This is a genomic window from Mesorhizobium sp. B1-1-6, assembly GCF_006443035.1.
Classification (GTDB): Bacteria; Pseudomonadota; Alphaproteobacteria; order Rhizobiales; family Rhizobiaceae; genus Mesorhizobium.
In genome coordinates this window covers 230,334-248,732 of the sequence record NZ_VFWR01000009.1, presented here as the reverse complement: position 1 = coordinate 248,732, position 18,399 = coordinate 230,334, and the positions used below count along the sequence as shown (strand labels likewise).

The following is an 18,399-nucleotide window of genomic DNA, read 5'->3' as shown; positions in this document are numbered from 1 at the left end:
CGGCAATTCTCTAGGCGGCGGGGCGCATGAAAAAACTCATCCCAGTCATTCTCGGCTTGACGCTGGCGGCAACGCTGTTCGGCGCCGACGCGGCAACCCTGGTGCCGCCGGGAAACCGCAATGCCGAGCAGCCCAGCATTCCGGGAGCCTCGAGCCGGCGCACGCAGGCCACCAACACCACGTTCCAGGCGAAGTACCGCAAGGTCTACGCGCTGCTGCAGAACGACGCCGACCTGCGCGGCAAGATCAAGAAGACGGCAAGCGTCTACGGCATCGATCCAATGCACATTGTCGGCGCCATCGTCGGCGAGCACACCTACAATGTCGACGCCTACGACCGGCTGCAGACCTACTACGTCAAGGCGATCTCCTATCTCTCCAGCAAGCTGTCCTTCGCCTATGACGGCGAGGACATCACGGATTTCGTGCAGCGGCCGGAATTCAGGAAATGCGCCGGAATGTCCGACAGTTACGATTTGTGGGAATGCCGCGAGCAGGTGTGGAACCGTTCGTTCCGCGGCAAGACCGTCGGCGGCGAGGATTTCCCCAACGACCGTTTCGGCGCCACTTTCTTCCAACCCTACTATGCCGGCCAGACCTTTGGTCTCGGCCAACTCAATCCGCTGACCGCGCTCCAGATGAGCGATCTCGTGCACAAGGTTTCCGGCCTGCCCAAGCTCGACGTCGGCGATCCCAATGCGGTCTACAAGACCATCATGGATCCCGACCTGACGCTGCCCTACGTCGCCGCGACGATCCGGAAATCGATCGACGCCTACAAGAGCATCGCCGGCTTCGACATTTCGGGCAATCCGGGCCTGACCGCCACGCTCTACAATGTCGGCAATCCCGAGCAGCGCGCCTATGCGCTGAAGGCGGAGAACGACAAGCGCAGCGCCGCCGGCGAGCCGGTGAAGCTGCCGGAGGAGAATTATTACGGCTGGCTGGTCAATGACAAACTACCGGAGCTGAAGGCGCTGTTTTAGGGAGCTCAGGCGCGCTGACGTTAATTTGCCAACGCCTGCGCCGCAGACCCTGACAATTGGCGTTGCATCCTACGCCGCCAGCAGCGACTTCAATTTCACCGCCTGCGAACCGAGCGCTTCCGGCGCCGGCCTCGCCCGTTTGCCGATCAGCATCTCCGCCAGCCTGATATCGCGGGCGACCGCATTGCCCGGCCCGATGCCGCTGGCGGCCACCAGCCTGCCGTCCTCGGCAAGGTGAAAGAGGATAAAGGCGTCCTCGCCGAGATCGCGGCGCACCGTGCTGCGGCCTTCGTCGGAAAGCCCCGCGATCTGCAGGGACAGGCCATATTGATCCGACCAGAACCACGGCACCGCCGCATGTGCTTCGCCGGCGCCGAGCATGTTTTTTGCCGCCAGCGCGCCTTGTTCCTGGGCGTTGCGCCAGGCCTCCAGCCGCACGCGACGGCCGCCATAGACGGCAAGCGGGAACGAACAGCAGTCGCCGGCAGCGAAGATGTCGGGGTCGCTGCTGCGCAGTTCGGCGTCGACTGATATGCCGTTGTCGATGGCCAGTCCCGCTTCGGCGGCAAGAGCCGTCACCGGCACGGCGCCGATGCCGATGATGGCGAGATCGGCGAGGATTTCGCGGCCGCCGGCAAGCGCGATGCGCACCTGCCGGTCGTCGTCGGCGATCAAGGCAATGCCTTCGCCGCACGCTATGTCGACGCCTTCGGCGACGTGGGTGTCATGGACGACCTTGGCTATCTCGGCCGGTACGCCGCGCATCAGGATGCGCGGCTGCGCCTCGATGACGGCGACCGCAGCACCGAGCTTGCGGGCCGCCGCGGCGAGCTCGAGGCCGATGAAGCCGCCGCCGATGACGGCAATGCGGTTACCCGCCTTGAGATGGGCGCGGATAGCCAGCGCATCGGCGAAGGTCCTGAGGTAGACGCAGCGCCCGCCAAGGCCGGGCATCGGCAGTTTGCGCGGCGTCGAGCCGGTCGCCAGCAGCAGCTTGTCGTAGGGCAGGACCGAACCGTCCGACAGGCGCACAGTATGCGCGGCGCGATCGATCGCTGCAGCCTGAATGGAATGGATATGCCGGATGGACTTTTCGGCGAGGATCTCGTCGCTGGCGATCGCCTTGATCTCGGGCACGCCGCCGGCCATGGCGTCCTTGGACAGAGGCGGCCGTTCATAGGGCAGATGCGGCTCGTCGCCGACCAGCGTCACCGGTCCCTCATAGCCGAGGTCACGCAATGCAAGCGCTGCCCGGCCGCCGCATTCCCCGGCGCCGATGATGACCATTCCGCGCGTCATACCGGTCATCCGATCTGGACGAGGACGCTGCCGGCGTCGACCTTGACCGGATAGGTCCTGAGGTTGACGCAGGCCGGCGCACCCTTGGCCTGGCCTGTCTTGTAGTTGAAGCGGCCATTGTGCTTGGGGCATTCGATGATGTCGTCCATGACGAGCCCGTCGGCGAGATGCACCTTTTCGTGCGTGCAAAGGCCGTCGGTGGCGAAAAACTCGTCATCGGGGCTGCGATAGATGGCGTAGCTGCGGCCGCCGTGATCGAACCGCATCACATCTTCTTCGTCGATGTCTCCCACGGCACAGGCCTCGACCCAGTCGCTCATACATTTCTCCCGCGAAATTTCCCGATCGCGCCTCACGGGCGGATGTCACTCCGCCGCGGCGTTGAAGGCAGCATTGTCGTTGTGCAGATCCTCGCGATACGGCCTGGCCGTCGGCGGCAGCTCGCGCTTGAGGAAATAATCCTCGTTGCGCAACTGGCGCCAGAAGACAGGCAGCATCTCGCGATAGCCGGCCAGGATCGACGGGGTCGGCGCCGGCAAATCGTGCTTGATCAGTTCATGCAGCTTCGGCAGCGCATGGTAGGGCACCATCGGGAACATATGATGCTCGACGTGGTAGTTCATGTTCCAGTAGATGAAACGGCTGATCGGGTTCATGTAGACGGTGCGGCTGTTCAGCCGATGGTCGGTGACGTTGTCGGCAAGACCGCCATGCTGCAGCAGGCCGACCATGACGTGGTGCCAGGCGCCATAGAGCCTGGGCAGACCGACCAGCATCAAGGGCAGTAACGAGCCGGTATAGAGCGCCAGCGCGATGGTTGCGGCATAGGTCGCGGTCCAGATGCGGGCGATGCGGATCGCTTTCGGCTGTTCCTGCTCGGGAATAAAGGTCTTTTCGGCCGCGCTGATGTTACCGGCGGCGTTGCGCAGCATGTCAGACATCGCATGCCAGGCGTCGAGCACGCCGACAAAGCCGAGGATGGCGCGCACCAGGTCGGGCGGCCGCATGACCGAGATTTCTGGGTCGCGGCCGACGATGATGGTGTCGGTGTGATGGCGCGTGTGGCTCCAGCGCCAGGTCACCGGGTTGCGCATGATCATGAAGCAGGCGACCTGATAGACCCAATCATTCATCCACTGCGTGCGGAAGGCCGTGCCATGGCCGCATTCGTGCCAGCGGGAATCGGTGGACGAGCCGTAGAGCACGCCATAGGCGAAGAAGAACGGCACGCACCACCAGGTGCCCCAGAACCAGGCACCGCCGGCGCCGCTGACGATGAGCGCGGCGATCCAGATCGCCGTGTCGCGGAGCGCGGGCGCGTCGGAGCGCTGCATCAGCTCCTTCATCTGCTTGCGGGGAATGTCGGTGTGATACCATTCGGCCGCCGACAGGCCGGTCTCGACGGCCAGCCTGGCGTCCGGGCCGATCAGGCTGTAGTCACGCCGGGACGGCGCAGCATGCATGGTTGCCTCCCTCGGCAAGGGCATCCGCCACGCGAATGCCCGACATTTCCTGACTTCGAGGCTGAAAATAACGCCAGCTCATGATAGACTCAACATCATAAAGATAGTTTCTATCATTTCCTATCATCAAGATGTAGGAAAGATGCACGGTCAAATGAGGACAGACATGGCGAAACGGCCGACCATATCAGATCTGGCGCGCATCTCCGGCGTCAGCGTCGCCACGGTGGACCGGGTGCTCAACAGCCGCCTGCCTGTGCGCGAGGAAACGGCGCGCCGCGTCTATGACGCCGCGACCGAGATCGGCTATCACGCCGCAGGCCTGATCAAGCAGCGTATGCGCCAGGAATTGCCCGAGTATCGGCTGGGTTTCCTGCTGCTTCGGGGCAATGACGTTTTCTATGGCGATTTCGCGCGGGAACTCGAACTCGCGGTCGCACAATCGCAGCGCTTCCGTGGCGTCGCAACCATCGATTTCGCCAGTTCCCTGGCCCCGGATGAGATCGCTGCCCAGATGCGCAGGCTGGCGGCGAAATCGCGGGCGATCGCCGTGGTCGGCCCTGACCATCCGACGCTGACGGCGGTCGTGGAGGCGCTAAAAGCCAGGGGACAGCCGGTCTTCTCCCTGCTGTCCGACTTCGCCGCCGGCATCCGCGAAGGCTATGTCGGGCTCGACAACCGCAAGGTCGGCCGCACCGCCGCCTGGATGATCTCGAAGGCTGCGAGGAAGCCCGGCAAGGTCGCCCTTTTTGTCGGCAGCCATCGCTTCCACGGCCATGAGCTGCGTGAGATCGGTTTCCGCTCCTTCTTTCGCGAGCATGCGCCGGACTTCAACGTGCTGGAGACGCTGGTCAATCTGGAGGCCAACCAGGTGACCCATGATGCGATGATCGATCTTCTGGCGCGATATCCGGATCTTGTCGGCTGCTACGTCGCCGGCGGCGGCATGGAAGGCGCCGTCTCGGCGCTGCGGACAGCGAAGCCCGCAAGCATGCCGGTGGTCGTCTGCAACGAGATCAACGCCGAATCGCGCGCCGCGCTTGCCGACAACATCCTGACGATGGTGATCTCGACGCCGCTTGCCGCGCTCTGTCGCGAGCTCGTCGATCGGATGGCGCATGCCATCGAAACCGGTGCGGCCAATGCGCCGGGCCAGACATTCCTCCCCTTCGACATCTATTTGCCGGAAAACATCTGAAGCCATTTCAGGAATGCGCGCAGCGGTTTTCCGTCCAGGTCGCGTCAGGACGGAAGGTAGAGCGTTTCCATGAAACGATAAAACCCTCGGGCAGCCCGGTCTGCCGCAAACCGGCCGCCTGAAATGATAGAATCCATCAGAGGCAGCCGAAAATCACACGCCCGAATTCGGAATTTCCCTTGACGCCCCGATCCGAAATGGAATAAATATTTCACTGACTGTACATTTTGGTTCTTTCGTTCCGACAACATCTGGTTCGAGCAGGCAGTTCGGCGTTCCAGCCAGTGGTGAACCGCGTTGGAACGAAATGATATCAGGGAGAGATTCCCCGAGGAGATCGGGGATTCCGGATAGATCGGTGCGACCGGACACCCAAAGTGGAGGAGAGATACAATGAAGAAAATGATTTTGGGCGTCGCTTTCGCGGCGCTGATGAGTTCGTCCGCCATGGCCGCCAAGATCGGCGTGTCGATGGCCAAGTTCGACGACAATTTCCTGACCGTGCTGCGCAACGGCATGATCGAGCAGGCCAAGGGCATGAGCGGCGTGGAGCTGCAGGTCGAGGACGCGCAGAACGACGTCGCCAAACAGCTCGACCAGATCAAGAACTTCGCCGCATCAGGGGTCGACGCCATCATCGTCAATCCGGTCGACACCTCGGCCACGCAGGCGATGTCGGATGCCGCGGCCGCCGCAAAGATCCCGCTGGTGTATGTCAACCGCGAACCGGTGAATGTCGACACGCTGCCTGACAATCAGGCCTTCGTCGCTTCGAACGAGGCCGACTCCGGCACGCTCGAAACCAAGGAGGTCTGCCGCCTGTTCAAGGAAGCCGGCAAGAAGGAAGCCAATGTCTATGTGATCATGGGCGAGCTTTCCAACCAGGCAGCCGTGCAGCGCACCAAGGACATCGAGGAGGTGATCGCGACGCCGGATTGCAGCTTCATCAAGATCATCGACAAGCAGACGTCGAACTGGAACCGCGACGAGGCCCAGAACCTGATGACCAACTGGCTGTCGACCGGCAAGCCGTTCGACGGCGTCATCGCCAACAATGACGAAAGCGCCATCGGCGCCATCCAGGCAATGAAGGCCGCCAATGTCGACATGAAGACGGTTGTCGTCGGCGGTGTCGACGCCACGCAGGACGCGCTCGCCGCCATGCAGGCAGGCGACCTCGACGCCACCGTGTTCCAGGACGCGGCTGGCCAGGGCGCCGGCGCGCTCGACGCGGCACTGAAACTGTCCAAGGGCGAGAAGGTCGAACACAAGGTCTACGTGCCCTTCCAACTGGTGACGCCGGCCAACATCGACAAGTTCCTGAAGAAGAACTGAGCGGCGGAACGGTTCACCTCGGGGCGGCGCTCAAAGGACCGGGCGCCGCTCCTCCTCTCGGCGCTTTCATGGCGCCAGGAGCGACCGCGGCTGACGGAGGATAGACGAGTGGCACAGACATCTCATGGCGTCGGCGGGGTCAGCTATGATGCGAAGAAGCGCATATGGCCGGCGGAATTCAACGTCTTCCTGGCGCTCGTCATTCTTGTCGTCATCTTCGAATTGATCGGCCGCGTCTTTCTCGGCGACAGCTTCCTGTTCAACACCCGCAGCAATGTCGGCGGCCTCTTCAACGAGGCGCGGTTACAGATCATCATCCTGCAAGTATCGATCGTCGGCATCATCGCCATCGGCGTGACGCAGGTTATCATATCGGGCGGCATCGACCTGTCGTCGGGCTCGATCGTCGGCGCCACCGCCATGATCGCCATGAGCTTCGCCCAGGTGGCGACGGTCAACGGCAACCCCAATCCCAAGGCGATGTTCCTGGCTCAGGGCTGGACCGACCTGCCGGTGATCGTGCCGTTGCTGGTCGCCATCGGCTGCGGGCTGCTGGCAGGCCTGGTCAACGGCGCCCTGATCGCCTACACGCGCATTCCGCCCTTCATCGCCACGCTGGGCATGATGGTGACCGCGCGCGGCATCGCCAAATGGTGGTCCAAGGGGCAGCCCATCTCGTTCCCGACCGAGAGCTTCGCCGCCATCGGCAAGGGCCTGATGCCCGTCATCATCTTCCTGTCGCTGGCCGTGCTGTTCCAGCTGATCATGACCTACACACGATACGGCAAGCATTGCTACGCGATCGGCTCCAACGAGGATGCCGCGCGCATGTCCGGCATCAAGATCGCCAACCACAAGATCCTGGTCTACGTCATCGCCGGCATACTCGCGGCGCTCGCCGCGGTGGTGCTGTCTTCCAAGAACCTCACCGCCCAGGCCGGCATGGGCGTGATGTACGAACTCGACGCCATCGCCATGGCGGTCATCGGCGGCGTATCGCTGTCGGGCGGCCGCGGCTCGATCATCGGCACGGTGATCGGCGCGCTGATCTTCGGCGTCATCATCTCCGGCTTTACCTTCCTGCGCCTCGACGCCTACTACCAGGAGATGGTCAAGGGCGTGATCATCGTCGGCGCCGTCGTTCTCGACCAGTGGCGCCAACGCCTGCGGGCATTGAGGGCTTGACCATGTCAGACATCGTCCTGAAGACCGAAAACCTGACCAAGCGCTATGGCGGCGTGCAGGCGCTGGAAGGCGCGAATTTCGAGCTGCGCAAGGGCGAACACGTCGCCATCATGGGCGACAATGGCGCCGGCAAGTCGACTTTCGTGCGCCAGATCACCGCCGTCGAGCAACCGACCAGCGGCCAGATCTGGTTCGACGGCAAGCAAGTCAATTTTTCGGGCCCTATCGAGGCGCGCGAGGCCGGCATCGAGACCGTGTTCCAGAACCTGGCGCTGGCCGACGACCTCGACGTGCCGTCGAACCTGTTCCTTGGCCGAGAAAAAGTGCTGTTCAATCTGGGACCGTTTTCGATCCTGGACCGCCGGGGAATGCGCAAGGCGACCGAAGCGGCGCTGGTGCGCACGGCGGTGAAAATCCCAAACCTGTCGAACACCATCCGCCATATGTCGGGCGGCCAGCGGCAATGCGTGGCGATCGCCCGGACCGCGACCTTCGCCTCCAAGCTGATCATCATGGACGAGCCGACGGCAGCACTCGGCGTGCAGGAGACCGCGCAGGTCGAGAACATCATCCGCACGCTGAAGGACAATGGCGAGCCGCTGATCCTGATCAGCCACAATATGCGCCAGGTGTTCGACCTTTGCGACCGCATCGTCGTCTTCCGGCGCGGCCGCATCGTCGCCAATTTGCGCAAGGAGAACACCGACGGAAACGATATCGTTTCCTACATCACCGGCGCCAAGACCGGAGAGGCCGAACTCGCGGCCTAGGCCGGGCGCGGAGGCGGCGGTCATCGCCTCCCTGTCGATCTTGTCTTGACCGGAAAAACACCTGCGCGCATGACCGGCGCCCCGCCAGCTTCGAACCATCCCCAGAGGAAATTTCCATGACTCTCCGCTTCGCCCTCCTCGGTGCCGGCCGCATCGGCAAGGTCCACGCCCGCGCCGTCGGCTCCAATCCGCAGGCCAAACTGGTCGCCGTTGCCGACGCTTTCGAGAAGGCGGCGAGCGAACTCGCCACGGCCTACGGCGCCGAGGTGCGCACCATCGATGCCATCGAGGAATCCGGAGACATCGACGCGGTCGTCATCTGCACGCCGACCGACACCCATGCCGACCTGATCGAGCGCTTCGCCAAGGCCGGCAAGGCGATCTTCTGCGAGAAACCGATCGACCTCGACGTCAGCCGTGTCGAGCAGTGCCTGGCCGTGGTCGAGAAGGCCAAGGCGACGCTGATGGTCGGCTTCAACAGGCGCTTCGACCCGCACTTCGCCGCGGTGCGCAAGGCAATCGATGACGGCGCCATCGGCGTGGTCGAGATGGTGACCATCACGTCGCGCGATCCAGGCGCACCGCCGATCGACTACATCGCGCGCTCCGGCGGAATCTTTCGCGACATGACCATCCATGATTTCGACATGGCGCGCTTCCTGCTCGGCGAAGAGCCGGTGGCGGTCAGTGCGCATGCCTCGGTGCTGGTCGACAGGAAGATCGGCGAGGCCGGCGATTTCGACTCGGTCAGCGTCATCCTCGAAACCGCGTCGGGCAAGCAGGCCGTCATCTCCAATTCCCGCCGCGCCACTTATGGCTACGACCAGCGCATCGAGGTGCATGGCTCGAAAGGCATGGTCGCGGCCGAGAACCAGCGGCCGGTGTCGATCGAACTGGCCAATGAGAAGGGCTATACGCGCCCGCCGCTGCACGACTTTTTCATGACCCGCTATCTCGATGCCTATGCCATCGAGATTGCGTCCTTCATCGCCGCCGCGACGTCGGGCAAGAAGGCAGCACCGAACGGGACGGACGGGCTCATCGCACTTCGGCTGGCGGATGCGGCGCTGAAATCGGCGACATCAGGCCAGACCGTCCGCCTCGACAAGTAACGACTTAAAGCACAGGAGCAGAGCGATGAGCGCATCAGCCGATCGCAATTCACAAACGCGCGCCATCGTCACCGGCGGCGCACAAGGCATAGGCTTCGCGGTCGCCGAGGCATTGGCGGACGAAGGCTGCCGGGCGCTGGCCCTGATCGGCCGCTCGCAGGAAAAGGGCGGCAAGGCAGTCGCCAGCCTCAAGAAGTCGGGCGTCGACGCGATCTTCATCAGCGCCGATGTCTCCAAGGTGGCCGACTGCAAGCGCGCCGTCGCCACCGCGCTTTCGCATTTCGGCACCATCAACGCCCTGGTCAACGCCGCCGCCACATCCGCGCGCGGCTCGCTGGTGGAGACCAGCGAGGAGCTGTTCGACACTATCTTCGACACCAATGTGCGAGGACCCTTCTTCCTGATGCAGGGCGTGGTGGCGCATCTGCTTGAGAAAAAGGCCCCCGGATCGATCGTCAACGTGCTGTCGATGTCGGCGCATACCGGCCAGTCGTTCCTGACACCCTATTCGACCAGCAAGGGCGCTCTGATGACGCTGACCAAGAATGTCGCCAACGCCTATCGCTTCAATCGCATCCGCTGCAACGCCGTGCTGCCCGGCTGGATGGACACCGAGGGCGAGGATATCGTGCAGAAGAAATGGCATGACGCACCCGACGACTGGCTCGAGAAGGCCGAGGCCGCGCAGCCGATGGGGCAGCTGGTGAAGCCGGACCAGTTGGCTCGACTGATCAGCTACATGGTCAGCCCGCAATCCGGCGTGATGACCGGCTCGCTGGTCGACTACGACCAGAGCATCGCTGGGGCGTCGCCGGAATAGCGGCCGCGTAAGCGAAACCGTTAACCAGGTCGTCATCCACGGGCGGAGCAAGGAGCGCAGCGACGCGGCGCAGACCCGAGGATCCATGCCGCGACTTCCGGGCCGTCGCTATGGCGCAAGATTCTGCACCGCAGCACTCTCCCATCTAGGTCGCGGCATGGATCCCAGGGTCTCCGCGACGGAGCTTCGCTCCTGCTTCGCCCTAGAATGACGAAATCGCAAAGGCTCGGCCCTCACCTGAAATTGCTTGCTACCAGGGTACGTGACAAACGCCGCCGCTTCGACTATATGAGCCGCATGATCCACCTGACCGCCACCTATTGGTACTTTAGCAGCTCGCTGGCGGCGGGAGGATTGCACTCGATCTGAAGATTGCAGCAAACAGTCCGACAAGCCGCCAGACCTGGCGGCTTTTTTGTTTTCAGCCGGCAGGTCTCCCAACCAGGAGCAGAAGCCGTGTTGACCACCACAGACGACCTTCGGGTCAAGGAACTGAGACTGCTGAGCACGCCGGAAGAGGTGATGCGCGAGATACCGCGCTCACTCACGGCGACGCGCACCGTTGCCGCCTCGCGCAACGCCATCCACTCCATCCTGACCGGGGCCGACGACCGACTTGTTGTCATCGTCGGCCCTTGTTCCATCCACGATCCGGTCGCGGCCGTTGACTATGCCAGCCGTCTGGCGGCGCTGCGCGAAGCTCTGTCCGACCGGCTCGAGATCGTGATGCGGGTCTATTTCGAAAAGCCGCGCACGACGGTCGGCTGGAAGGGCCTGATCAACGACCCCGACCTCGACGGCAGTTTCAACATCGACAAGGGGCTGCGGATGGCCCGCAATGTGCTGTCGGCCGTCAACAATCTGGGCCTGCCGGCGGCGACCGAATTCCTCGACATGACGACGCCGCAATACATCGCCGACCTCGTCGCCTGGGGCGCGATCGGCGCGCGCACGACCGAGAGCCAGATCCATCGCGAGCTGGCCTCGGGCCTGTCCTGTCCGGTCGGCTTCAAGAACGGCACCGACGGCAATCTCAGGATCGCCGCCGAGGCGGTGAAGTCGGCCGCGCAGCCGCATCATTTCATGGCGGTGACCAAGGGCGGACGCGGCGCCATCGCGGCAACGACCGGAAACGAGGATTGCCATGTCATCCTGCGTGGCGGCGTTCAGCCCAACTATGACGCGGCAAGCGTCGAGGCCGCCTCGGTCGAACTCGCCCGCATCGGTATCGCGCCCCGCCTGATGATCGATGTCAGCCATGCCAACTCAGCCAAGAAGCCGGAGAACCAGCCCAAGGTCGCGGCTGACGTGGCAGGACAGGTCGCGGCGGGGGACGAGCGCATTATCGGCGTCATGATCGAGAGCAATCTCGTCGCCGGCCGGCAGGATGTCGTGCCGGGCAAGCCGCTCGTCTACGGCCAGAGCATCACCGATGGCTGCATCGACTGGGCGGCCACGGAGACGGTGCTGCACGGCCTTGCCGGCGCCGTGGAATGGCGCCGGTCGGCGCGCCGCGCCTTGATGGAGAGCCGGCAGGGCGCCGCCTGATCCGGTTGGAGCATTAGGGCGGCGTTTCCGGTTTCAGCCCAGGACCACGCCGCCCTAGGGCCCGCAGCCTCCACCTCCCTTGCGTGCCACCAATCTGCGTGTTACACACTGAACCAAATGGTTCAGTATTCCGCGACCCGCCTGGATGCCTCGTTCGCCGCGCTTTCGGACGCCACCCGGCGCGGCGTTCTGGAGCAGCTCGGCCGTGCGGACGCTTCGATCACGGACTTGGCCCAGAAATTCCACATGACCCTCACGGGCATGAAGAAGCATGTCGGCGTCCTGGAGCAGGCGGGACTCGTCACGACTCGGAAGGTCGGGCGCGTGCGGACCTGCAAGCTGGGCCTGCGCCGCCTGGAGGATGAGGCGGAATGGATCGAGAGATACCGGCAGCTCTGGGCCGCACGCTTCGACGAGCTGGACAAGGTTGTCGAGGAATTGAAACGCAAGGAGGACGTCGATGGACGCAGGAAAAGCGAGTGAGGCCAAACGCACGACGGTGGAACGGAGGTCCGACCGGGAGTTGGTCGTTACGCGAAGCTTCGACGCGCCTGCACGCATCGTGTTCGAGGCGTGGACCAAGCCCGAGCTGTTCAAGCAGTGGTGGGTGCCGAAGTCGATGGGCATGTTCCTGCGTTCCTGCGAGATGGATGTTCGTGTGGGAGGCGGGTACCGTTTGGTGTTCGGGCATGACGGCTCGAACCCTGCCGAGTTCTTCGGCAGGTATCTCGAAGTGACACCGCACTCGCGTCTCGTCTGGACCAACGACGAAGGGGGTGAGGGTGGCCCCGTCACCACGGTGACCTTCGAGGAAAAAGGCGGCAAGACGCTGCTGGTCATGCGCGAGCTCTATCCCTCGAAGGAAGCCCTCGACGCCGGCGCCGGGGCGGCGGATGCGATGTCCGAGCAATTCGAGCAGCTGGACGAGCTTCTCGCCACGCTGCAGGGCGCCGCCTGATCCGGCCGGCGCCAGAGGGCGGCGGTCCGGTCTAGCCCGGCATTACGCCGCCCTCAGCCCTTCCCATGCGGTGAACACGGACACCGCGAAGAGCAGCAGCCCGGCCGCCCGGCCGGCAAGGATGGTCGCTCGCGGATTAGCGATCAGCAGCTTGCGGCTGCGGCCGGCCGATATTGCGAGCCCGCCATAGACCGCGGCCTGCGTCAGCACGGTCAGCAGGCCCATCACCGTCGCCTGCATCCAGATCGGGCCGTAGTCCGTTTTCAGGAACTGCGGATAGACGGCAAGGACGAACAGGTAGGCCTTCGGGTTGATCAGGCAGGTCACAAGGCCTTGGCGAAACGCCTTCCATGCCGAGCGGCTGCCGGCGGGCCCGTCGCGACCGACAGTGATGGAGCTGCGCATCAGCGTGATGCCGATGAAGGCCATGTAGGCGGCGCCTGCAATCAACAGCGGCTTGAACAGGATCGGCAAAAAATGCATCAGCAGGCCGACGCCGATCGCGCCGTTCAGCGTGTGCACCATGCCGCCGACCATGATGCCGCCGGTCGCGGCAAGGCCCCTGTCGCGCCCGCCCGTCAGCGCATTGGCCAGCACGAACAGCATGTCCATGCCCGGAACGGCGATGATGCCGAACAGCAGGATAAAGAACAGCCAGAGATTTTCAGCATAGCTCATGTCAGTAGCCTGTCGCCTCGCTCGGCCCAGCCGCAGCGGAACCTGTTGATTTTCAATCCGATAGACGATCCTATAGGCCGAACCAACTGACGATGATGTGTCAGTTGTGATCAGCAACGGGTGAGAAATGCGCAAGGCGTCGCGCCTGTTCGAGATCATCCAGATCCTGCGGCTGGCGCGGCAGCCGGTGACGGCGGCAATGATAGCCGCGCAGCTGGAGGTGACGATACGGTCGATCTATCGCGACATCGCAGCGCTTCAGGCCATGCGCGTGCCGATCGAGGGCGGGAGGGGCATCGGCTATATCCTGCGCCCCGGCTTCGACTTGCCGCCGCTGATGTTTTCGATCGAGGAGATGGAGGCGATCGTGCTGTCACTGGCGCTGCTGGAGCGCACGGGCGACGACGAGCTCAAGCAGGCAGCCAAGCGCGTCGGCGCCAAGATCGCCGGCGCCGTACCGCCGCCTTTGCGCCAGACGCTCGACGCCAATGCGCTGCATGCGTGGGGATTCGCCGCGCCCTCTGCAGGTGCGATCGACCTGGCGCTGGTGCGCCGCGCCATACGCGACGAGGAGAAGCTCGACCTCTCCTATCGCGACGAGCTTGGCCGCGCTTCCGAGCGCCTCATCCGCCCGATCGCGCTGATCTATTACGCCGAGACCGCCAACATCGTCGCCTGGTGCGAGCTGCGCCAGGCGATCCGCAATTTCCGCAGCGACCGCATCGAGGATTGCCAGCCGACGGGACTGCGCTTCAAGGGCGAAGGCGATCGGTTGCGGCAGATCTGGGTCAATGGGTGGGAAGTCAACGCAGCGGCCGCCGGCTAAACCGACCAGCGGAGCGAACCTTACCTTACATCCACCCAGCGCTTCTCCTCGAACGATCGCGCCATCGCATGCACGGTGCGCTCGATCTCCAGACCTTCGTCGAATTCGATGAGCCGCGCCGGTCTGCCGGCGAGCCGGGTCAGCAGTTCATGGCATTCGATGATCTTGAGATCATTGAAGCCAAGACTGTGCCCGGGCGCGGGGACGAACAGGTCGTAGGGCTTGTGCTGTGGCGACACGAGGATGGTGCGATAGCCCTGTTCGGTCGGGCGATCCGATGTGAGGTAGAGCTGGAACTCATTCATCCGCTCCTGGTCGAACAGGATCGAGCCCTTGGAGCCGAAGATCTGGACGGCGATGCGGCCCTTGCGGCCCCAGGCCGAACGGTTGACCAGAAGCGTGCCGGCGATGCCGTTCTCCAGATGCATCAGCACGGAGGCAATGTCGTAGGTCTCGACCGCGCGGCGGCCGCCGGCGGCCAGCTTGCGGTCGGCATAGGGCTTGGCCATGTCGCAGATGACGCTGGCGACGCGGCCGAACAGGGTCGACACCAGCGACAGCGGATGCACGGCGAAATCATCAAGCGCGCCATAGCCGGAAGATGCCTCGTGCTTCCAGAAGAACAGCGCCTCGGGATCGGCCATGAAATCCTCGTCCATCTCGATGCGCAGATGGTTGACCTCGCCGATGATGTTTTCGTCGAGCAGCGCGCCGATGTGGCGGATGGCCGGGCTCTGGATGTAGTTGTAACCGAGCGCCGCGACCTTGCCGGATTTCTTCGCCGCGGCCGCCATCGCCTCGGCTTCGGCGAAGCTCGGCGCCATCGGCTTTTCGCACCACAAATGCTTGCCGGCCTCGAGAACTGCGATGGCCATTTCCGGATGGAACTGGTTGGGCGTGGTGAGCGAGATGACGTCCACTTCGGGATCGTTGACGACGGCGCGCCAGTCGCCGGACGCCCTGGCGAAACCGAACTCGCCGGCCTTGCGCCTGGCGAGATCCTCATTGACCTCGCCGAGATGGACAAGCCGCGGTTTGGTCATGTCGGGAAAGACGGCGCCGACGGCACTCCACGCGATGGCGTGGCACTTGCCCATAAATCCCGTGCCGATAAGACCGACGCCGACCATTTTCCGTTCCTCCACCGTCATAGATGCTACGTGGATGAATTAGTCCATTTTTGTTCGGAATGGAATGTCTGCCTCATTTTTTATGGTGTTCTTGCGCAGCCTCGCTATGATGGGGCAGAGAGGACGCTTCACCGATGAGCTTGGACGGGCCGACGATGGACGAACGGGTACCTCGCGACTTCGAGACGCTGCGCGCCACGATCCTCGATCGGCGCGAAAGCCTGCCCAAGCGCATCGCCCAGATCGCCGCTTATGCGCTCGACAATCCCGACGATATCGCCTTCGGCACGGCCGCCAGCATCGCCGCCTCGGCCGGCGTGCAGCCCTCGACGCTGATCCGCTTTGCCCAGCAGCTCGGCTTTGACGGCTTCACCAGCCTGCAGCAGGTGTTTCGCGAACGGCTGCGCGAGCGCAACTCCTCCTATGACGAACGGCTGCAGGCGCTGCGCGCCAAGGCCGAGGGCGGCGCCGGCCACCGGGCGATCTTCGACGGCTTCGTCGCCGCCGCCAGCACCTCGCTCAACGACATTTCGCGCACGCTGGACGACGCGCATCTGGAAGAAGCGATTTCCCTGCTGGCCAAGGCACAGACCATCTATGTGCTGGCCAAGCGGCGCTCCTATCCGGTGGCGTCCTACATCGCCTATGCGCTTGGCAAGCTGAAGATCCGCAACCAGCTGATCGAATCAGCCGCCGGCCTCAACGCCGAGATGGTCAGCTTTGCGACGCCCGCGGATGCCGTCGTCGCCATTTCCTTCTCGCCCTATGCGCCGGCCACGATCGAGGAGGCGCGCACGATTTCCGAACAGGGCGTGCCGATCATTGCCATCACCGACAGCTCGTTTTCACCGCTTGCTCAGTTCGCCAGCGTCTGGTTCGAGGTTGCCGAGGCGGATTTTGCCGGCTTCCGCTCGCTATCGGCGACGATGGCGCTGGCCATGGCGCTGACCGTTGGCGTCGGCGAGAAGCGGCGCAACCCCGGCAAGGGGCGCAAGGCCTGAGGGGAAGGCAAAAGGCGATTTTAGATCGGGGAATGCTCATTCCATATTGACTATGGATTGGAATTATTATTTCATATTTTTCGGCGCCACGCTGCCGCTCGCGCGTGTACCCCAACATAACAGGCCCGACGGGAGGTTCCAATGAGCGAAGCCGTGGACGCGAAATACGCTGCGCTCGACGTCATCACCATCGGCCGGGCTTCCGTCGACCTCTATGGCCAGCAGATCGGCTCGCGGCTGGAGGACATCACCTCCTTCGCCAAGTCGGTCGGCGGCTGCCCCGCCAATATCTCGGTCGGCACGGCCAGGCTCGGCCTGCGTTCGGCGCTCCTGACGCGCGTCGGCGACGAGCAGATGGGGCGCTTCATCCGTGAACAATTGAAGCGCGAAGGCGTCAACACCGACGGGCTGAAGACCGACAAGGAGCGATTGACCGCACTGGTGCTGCTTTCGGTCGAGAGCGAAGGCGTTTCGCCGATGATCTTCTACCGCTCCGACTGCGCCGACATGGCGCTGGCCGAGGAGGACATCGACGAGGCGTTTATTTCCTCGGCTCGCGCGGTCGTCGTCACCGGCACACATTTTTCCCGGCCCAACAGCGATGCCGCCCAGCGCAAGGCGATCCGCATCATGAAGGCCAAGGGCGGCAAGGTCGTGTTCGACATCGACTACCGGCCGAACCTCTGGGGCCTGGCCGGCCACGCCGAGGGTTTTGAGCGCTACGTCAAGTCCGACCGCGTCTCGGCGCAGTTGAAGACGGTGCTGCCCGATTGCGACCTCGTCGTGGGTACCGAGGAAGAGATCATGATCGCCTCGGGCGCGGACGACTGCCTGAGCGCGCTAAAGACGATCCGTTCGCTGTCCTCGGCCACCATCGTCTTGAAGCGCGGCGCCATGGGCTGCATCGTCTATGACGGGCCGATCAGCGACGATCTCGAGGACGGCGTGGTCGGCAAGGGTTTTCCGATCGAGATCTACAACGTGCTTGGCGCCGGCGATGCCTTCATGTCGGGCTTCCTGCGCGGCTGGCTCGGCGGCGAAAGCCTTGCCACGGCGGCGACCTGGGCCAACGCCTGCGGCGCCTTCGCCGTGTCGCGGCTGTTGTGTGCGCCGGAATATCCGACCTTCGAGGAATTGCAGTTCTTCCTCAAACTCGGCAGCAGGCATCTGGCGTTGCGCAAGGACGAGGCGATCAACCACATCCATTGGGCAACGACGCGCCGGCACGACATTCCCTCGCTGATGGCATTCGCCTGCGACCACCGGGTGCAGCTCGAGGACGTGGCGGCCAAGACTGGCGCTGACGCGTCGCGCATCAAGGATTTCAAGGTGCTGACGGTGAAAGCGGCGGCCAAGGTCGCCGCCGGGCGCGACGGATACGGCATGTTGCTCGACGAGAGGCATGGCCGCGAGGCGATGTTCGAATTCGCCAGGCATTCCTTTGCCTGGCTCGGGCGGCCGGTGGAGCTGCCGGGCTCGCGGCCGCTGCGCTTCGAATTCTCGCAGGACATCGGTTCGCAGCTCACCGAATGGCCGGTCGACCACTGCATCAAATGCCTTTGCTTCTATCATCCCGACGATCCGCCGGGCTTGAAGGAGGAACAGCAGCAGAAATTGCGCGCACTGTTCGAGGCCGCGCGGAAAGTGGGCAGGGAGCTTCTCATCGAGATCATCGCCGGCAAGCACGGCAAGCTCGACGACACGACCATCCCGCGTGCGCTTGAGGAACTCTATGCGCTCGGCATCAAGCCGGATTGGTGGAAGCTCGAACCGCAGGCATCCGCAGGCGCGTGGACGAAGATCGAGGCCGTGATCCTGAAGAACGACCCCTGGTGCCGCGGAGTCGTGCTGCTCGGCCTGGAGGCGCCGCAGGACGAGTTGGAGGCCGCCTTCGCAGCGACGGCCAAGGCGCCTATCGTGAAGGGTTTCGCGGTCGGCCGCACCATCTTCATCAACGCCGCCGAACAATGGCTTTCCGGCAGGATGTCGGACGACGAAGCGGTTGCCGACATGGCATCGCGCTTCGAGCAGCTGACCGAGGCATGGCTTGCCGCGCGCGGCCGTAAAGCAGCATAAGAAGGCACGGGCAC

18 protein-coding genes are annotated in these 18,399 nt (G+C 63.7%); 13 read left to right on the top strand and 5 right to left on the bottom strand.

Annotation, left to right across the window (positions count from 1 at the left end):
- Window positions 1-26: 26 nt before the first annotated feature.
- Complete coding sequence (locus FJ979_RS19740) at window positions 27-986, top strand: DUF1402 family protein (RefSeq protein WP_140582979.1); 960 nt, start codon at window positions 27-29, stop codon at window positions 984-986.
- 69 nt (window positions 987-1,055) lie between these two features.
- Here the strand turns inward: FJ979_RS19740 and FJ979_RS19735 are convergent, their stop codons facing one another.
- The 3 genes from FJ979_RS19735 to FJ979_RS19725 are packed head-to-tail and all read right to left on the bottom strand — an operon-like array spanning window position 1,056 to window position 3,748.
- Complete coding sequence (locus FJ979_RS19735; protein ID WP_181168532.1) at window positions 1,056-2,294, bottom strand: FAD-dependent oxidoreductase; 1,239 nt, start codon at window positions 2,292-2,294, stop codon at window positions 1,056-1,058.
- Window positions 2,291-2,605, bottom strand: coding sequence for a MocE family 2Fe-2S type ferredoxin (locus FJ979_RS19730; RefSeq protein WP_140582973.1), 315 nt, complete (start codon window positions 2,603-2,605; stop codon window positions 2,291-2,293). The genes FJ979_RS19735 and FJ979_RS19730 overlap by 4 nt, the downstream gene beginning before the upstream one ends.
- A 45-nt stretch (window positions 2,606-2,650) precedes the next feature.
- Window positions 2,651-3,748, bottom strand: coding sequence for a fatty acid desaturase family protein (locus FJ979_RS19725; protein ID WP_140582970.1), 1,098 nt, complete (start codon window positions 3,746-3,748; stop codon window positions 2,651-2,653).
- A gap of 166 nt (window positions 3,749-3,914) precedes the next feature.
- Here FJ979_RS19725 and FJ979_RS19720 point away from each other — a divergent pair, with 166 nt between their 5' ends.
- The 9 genes from FJ979_RS19720 to FJ979_RS19680 all read left to right on the top strand — a co-directional run bounded on the left by FJ979_RS19720 (window position 3,915) and on the right by FJ979_RS19680 (window position 12,674).
- The gene (locus tag FJ979_RS19720; protein ID WP_140491231.1) at window positions 3,915-4,946 is read left to right on the top strand and encodes a LacI family DNA-binding transcriptional regulator; all 1,032 of its coding nucleotides are present in this window, start codon (window positions 3,915-3,917) and stop codon (window positions 4,944-4,946) included.
- 393 nt (window positions 4,947-5,339) lie between these two features.
- Window positions 5,340-6,281, top strand: a complete 942-nt coding sequence (locus tag FJ979_RS19715; RefSeq protein ID WP_140491233.1) for a sugar ABC transporter substrate-binding protein — start codon at window positions 5,340-5,342, stop codon at window positions 6,279-6,281.
- A gap of 108 nt (window positions 6,282-6,389) precedes the next feature.
- Window positions 6,390-7,466 carry an ABC transporter permease gene (locus FJ979_RS19710; protein ID WP_140582967.1) on the top strand — a complete coding sequence of 359 codons (1,077 nt, stop codon included), beginning with the start codon at window positions 6,390-6,392 and terminating at the stop codon, window positions 7,464-7,466.
- 2 nt (window positions 7,467-7,468) lie between these two features.
- A complete protein-coding gene (locus FJ979_RS19705; protein ID WP_140491237.1) occupies window positions 7,469-8,236 on the top strand; it encodes an ATP-binding cassette domain-containing protein in 768 nt (255 codons plus the stop codon).
- Between the two features lie 116 nt (window positions 8,237-8,352).
- Window positions 8,353-9,348, top strand: a complete 996-nt coding sequence (gene iolG, locus FJ979_RS19700) for an inositol 2-dehydrogenase (RefSeq protein ID WP_140582964.1) — start codon at window positions 8,353-8,355, stop codon at window positions 9,346-9,348.
- Window positions 9,349-9,373: 25 nt separating this feature from the next.
- On the top strand, window positions 9,374-10,168 hold the full coding sequence (locus FJ979_RS19695; RefSeq protein WP_140582962.1) for an SDR family oxidoreductase: 795 nt from the start codon (window positions 9,374-9,376) through the stop codon (window positions 10,166-10,168).
- A gap of 456 nt (window positions 10,169-10,624) precedes the next feature.
- A complete protein-coding gene (locus FJ979_RS19690; protein ID WP_140582959.1) occupies window positions 10,625-11,716 on the top strand; it encodes a 3-deoxy-7-phosphoheptulonate synthase in 1,092 nt (363 codons plus the stop codon).
- A 117-nt stretch (window positions 11,717-11,833) separates the two neighbouring features.
- On the top strand, window positions 11,834-12,199 hold the full coding sequence (locus FJ979_RS19685; RefSeq protein WP_140582956.1) for a metalloregulator ArsR/SmtB family transcription factor: 366 nt from the start codon (window positions 11,834-11,836) through the stop codon (window positions 12,197-12,199).
- On the top strand, window positions 12,177-12,674 hold the full coding sequence (locus FJ979_RS19680; RefSeq protein WP_140582953.1) for an SRPBCC family protein: 498 nt from the start codon (window positions 12,177-12,179) through the stop codon (window positions 12,672-12,674). Before FJ979_RS19685 ends, FJ979_RS19680 begins: the two co-directional genes overlap by 23 nt.
- A gap of 42 nt (window positions 12,675-12,716) precedes the next feature.
- On the opposite strand, the gene FJ979_RS19675 is transcribed toward FJ979_RS19680, so the two are convergent.
- Window positions 12,717-13,352 (bottom strand): LysE family translocator, encoded by a 636-nt coding sequence (locus tag FJ979_RS19675; protein WP_140582950.1) that lies wholly within the window; start codon window positions 13,350-13,352, stop codon window positions 12,717-12,719.
- Between the two features lie 127 nt (window positions 13,353-13,479).
- Between FJ979_RS19675 and FJ979_RS19670 the strand changes: the two genes are divergently transcribed.
- Window positions 13,480-14,178 carry a YafY family protein gene (locus FJ979_RS19670; RefSeq protein ID WP_140491254.1) on the top strand — a complete coding sequence of 233 codons (699 nt, stop codon included), beginning with the start codon at window positions 13,480-13,482 and terminating at the stop codon, window positions 14,176-14,178.
- A gap of 20 nt (window positions 14,179-14,198) precedes the next feature.
- On the opposite strand, the gene FJ979_RS19665 is transcribed toward FJ979_RS19670, so the two are convergent.
- Entirely contained in the window at window positions 14,199-15,308 is a 1,110-nt protein-coding gene (locus FJ979_RS19665; RefSeq protein ID WP_140582947.1) for a Gfo/Idh/MocA family oxidoreductase, read from the bottom strand.
- Window positions 15,309-15,463: 155 nt separating this feature from the next.
- On the opposite strand from FJ979_RS19665, the gene FJ979_RS19660 reads away from it, so the two are divergent.
- Complete coding sequence (locus FJ979_RS19660; protein WP_181165350.1) at window positions 15,464-16,309, top strand: MurR/RpiR family transcriptional regulator; 846 nt, start codon at window positions 15,464-15,466, stop codon at window positions 16,307-16,309.
- A gap of 141 nt (window positions 16,310-16,450) precedes the next feature.
- The gene (iolC, locus tag FJ979_RS19655) at window positions 16,451-18,385 is read left to right on the top strand and encodes a 5-dehydro-2-deoxygluconokinase (protein ID WP_140582944.1); all 1,935 of its coding nucleotides are present in this window, start codon (window positions 16,451-16,453) and stop codon (window positions 18,383-18,385) included.
- Window positions 18,386-18,399: the final 14 nt, after the last annotated feature.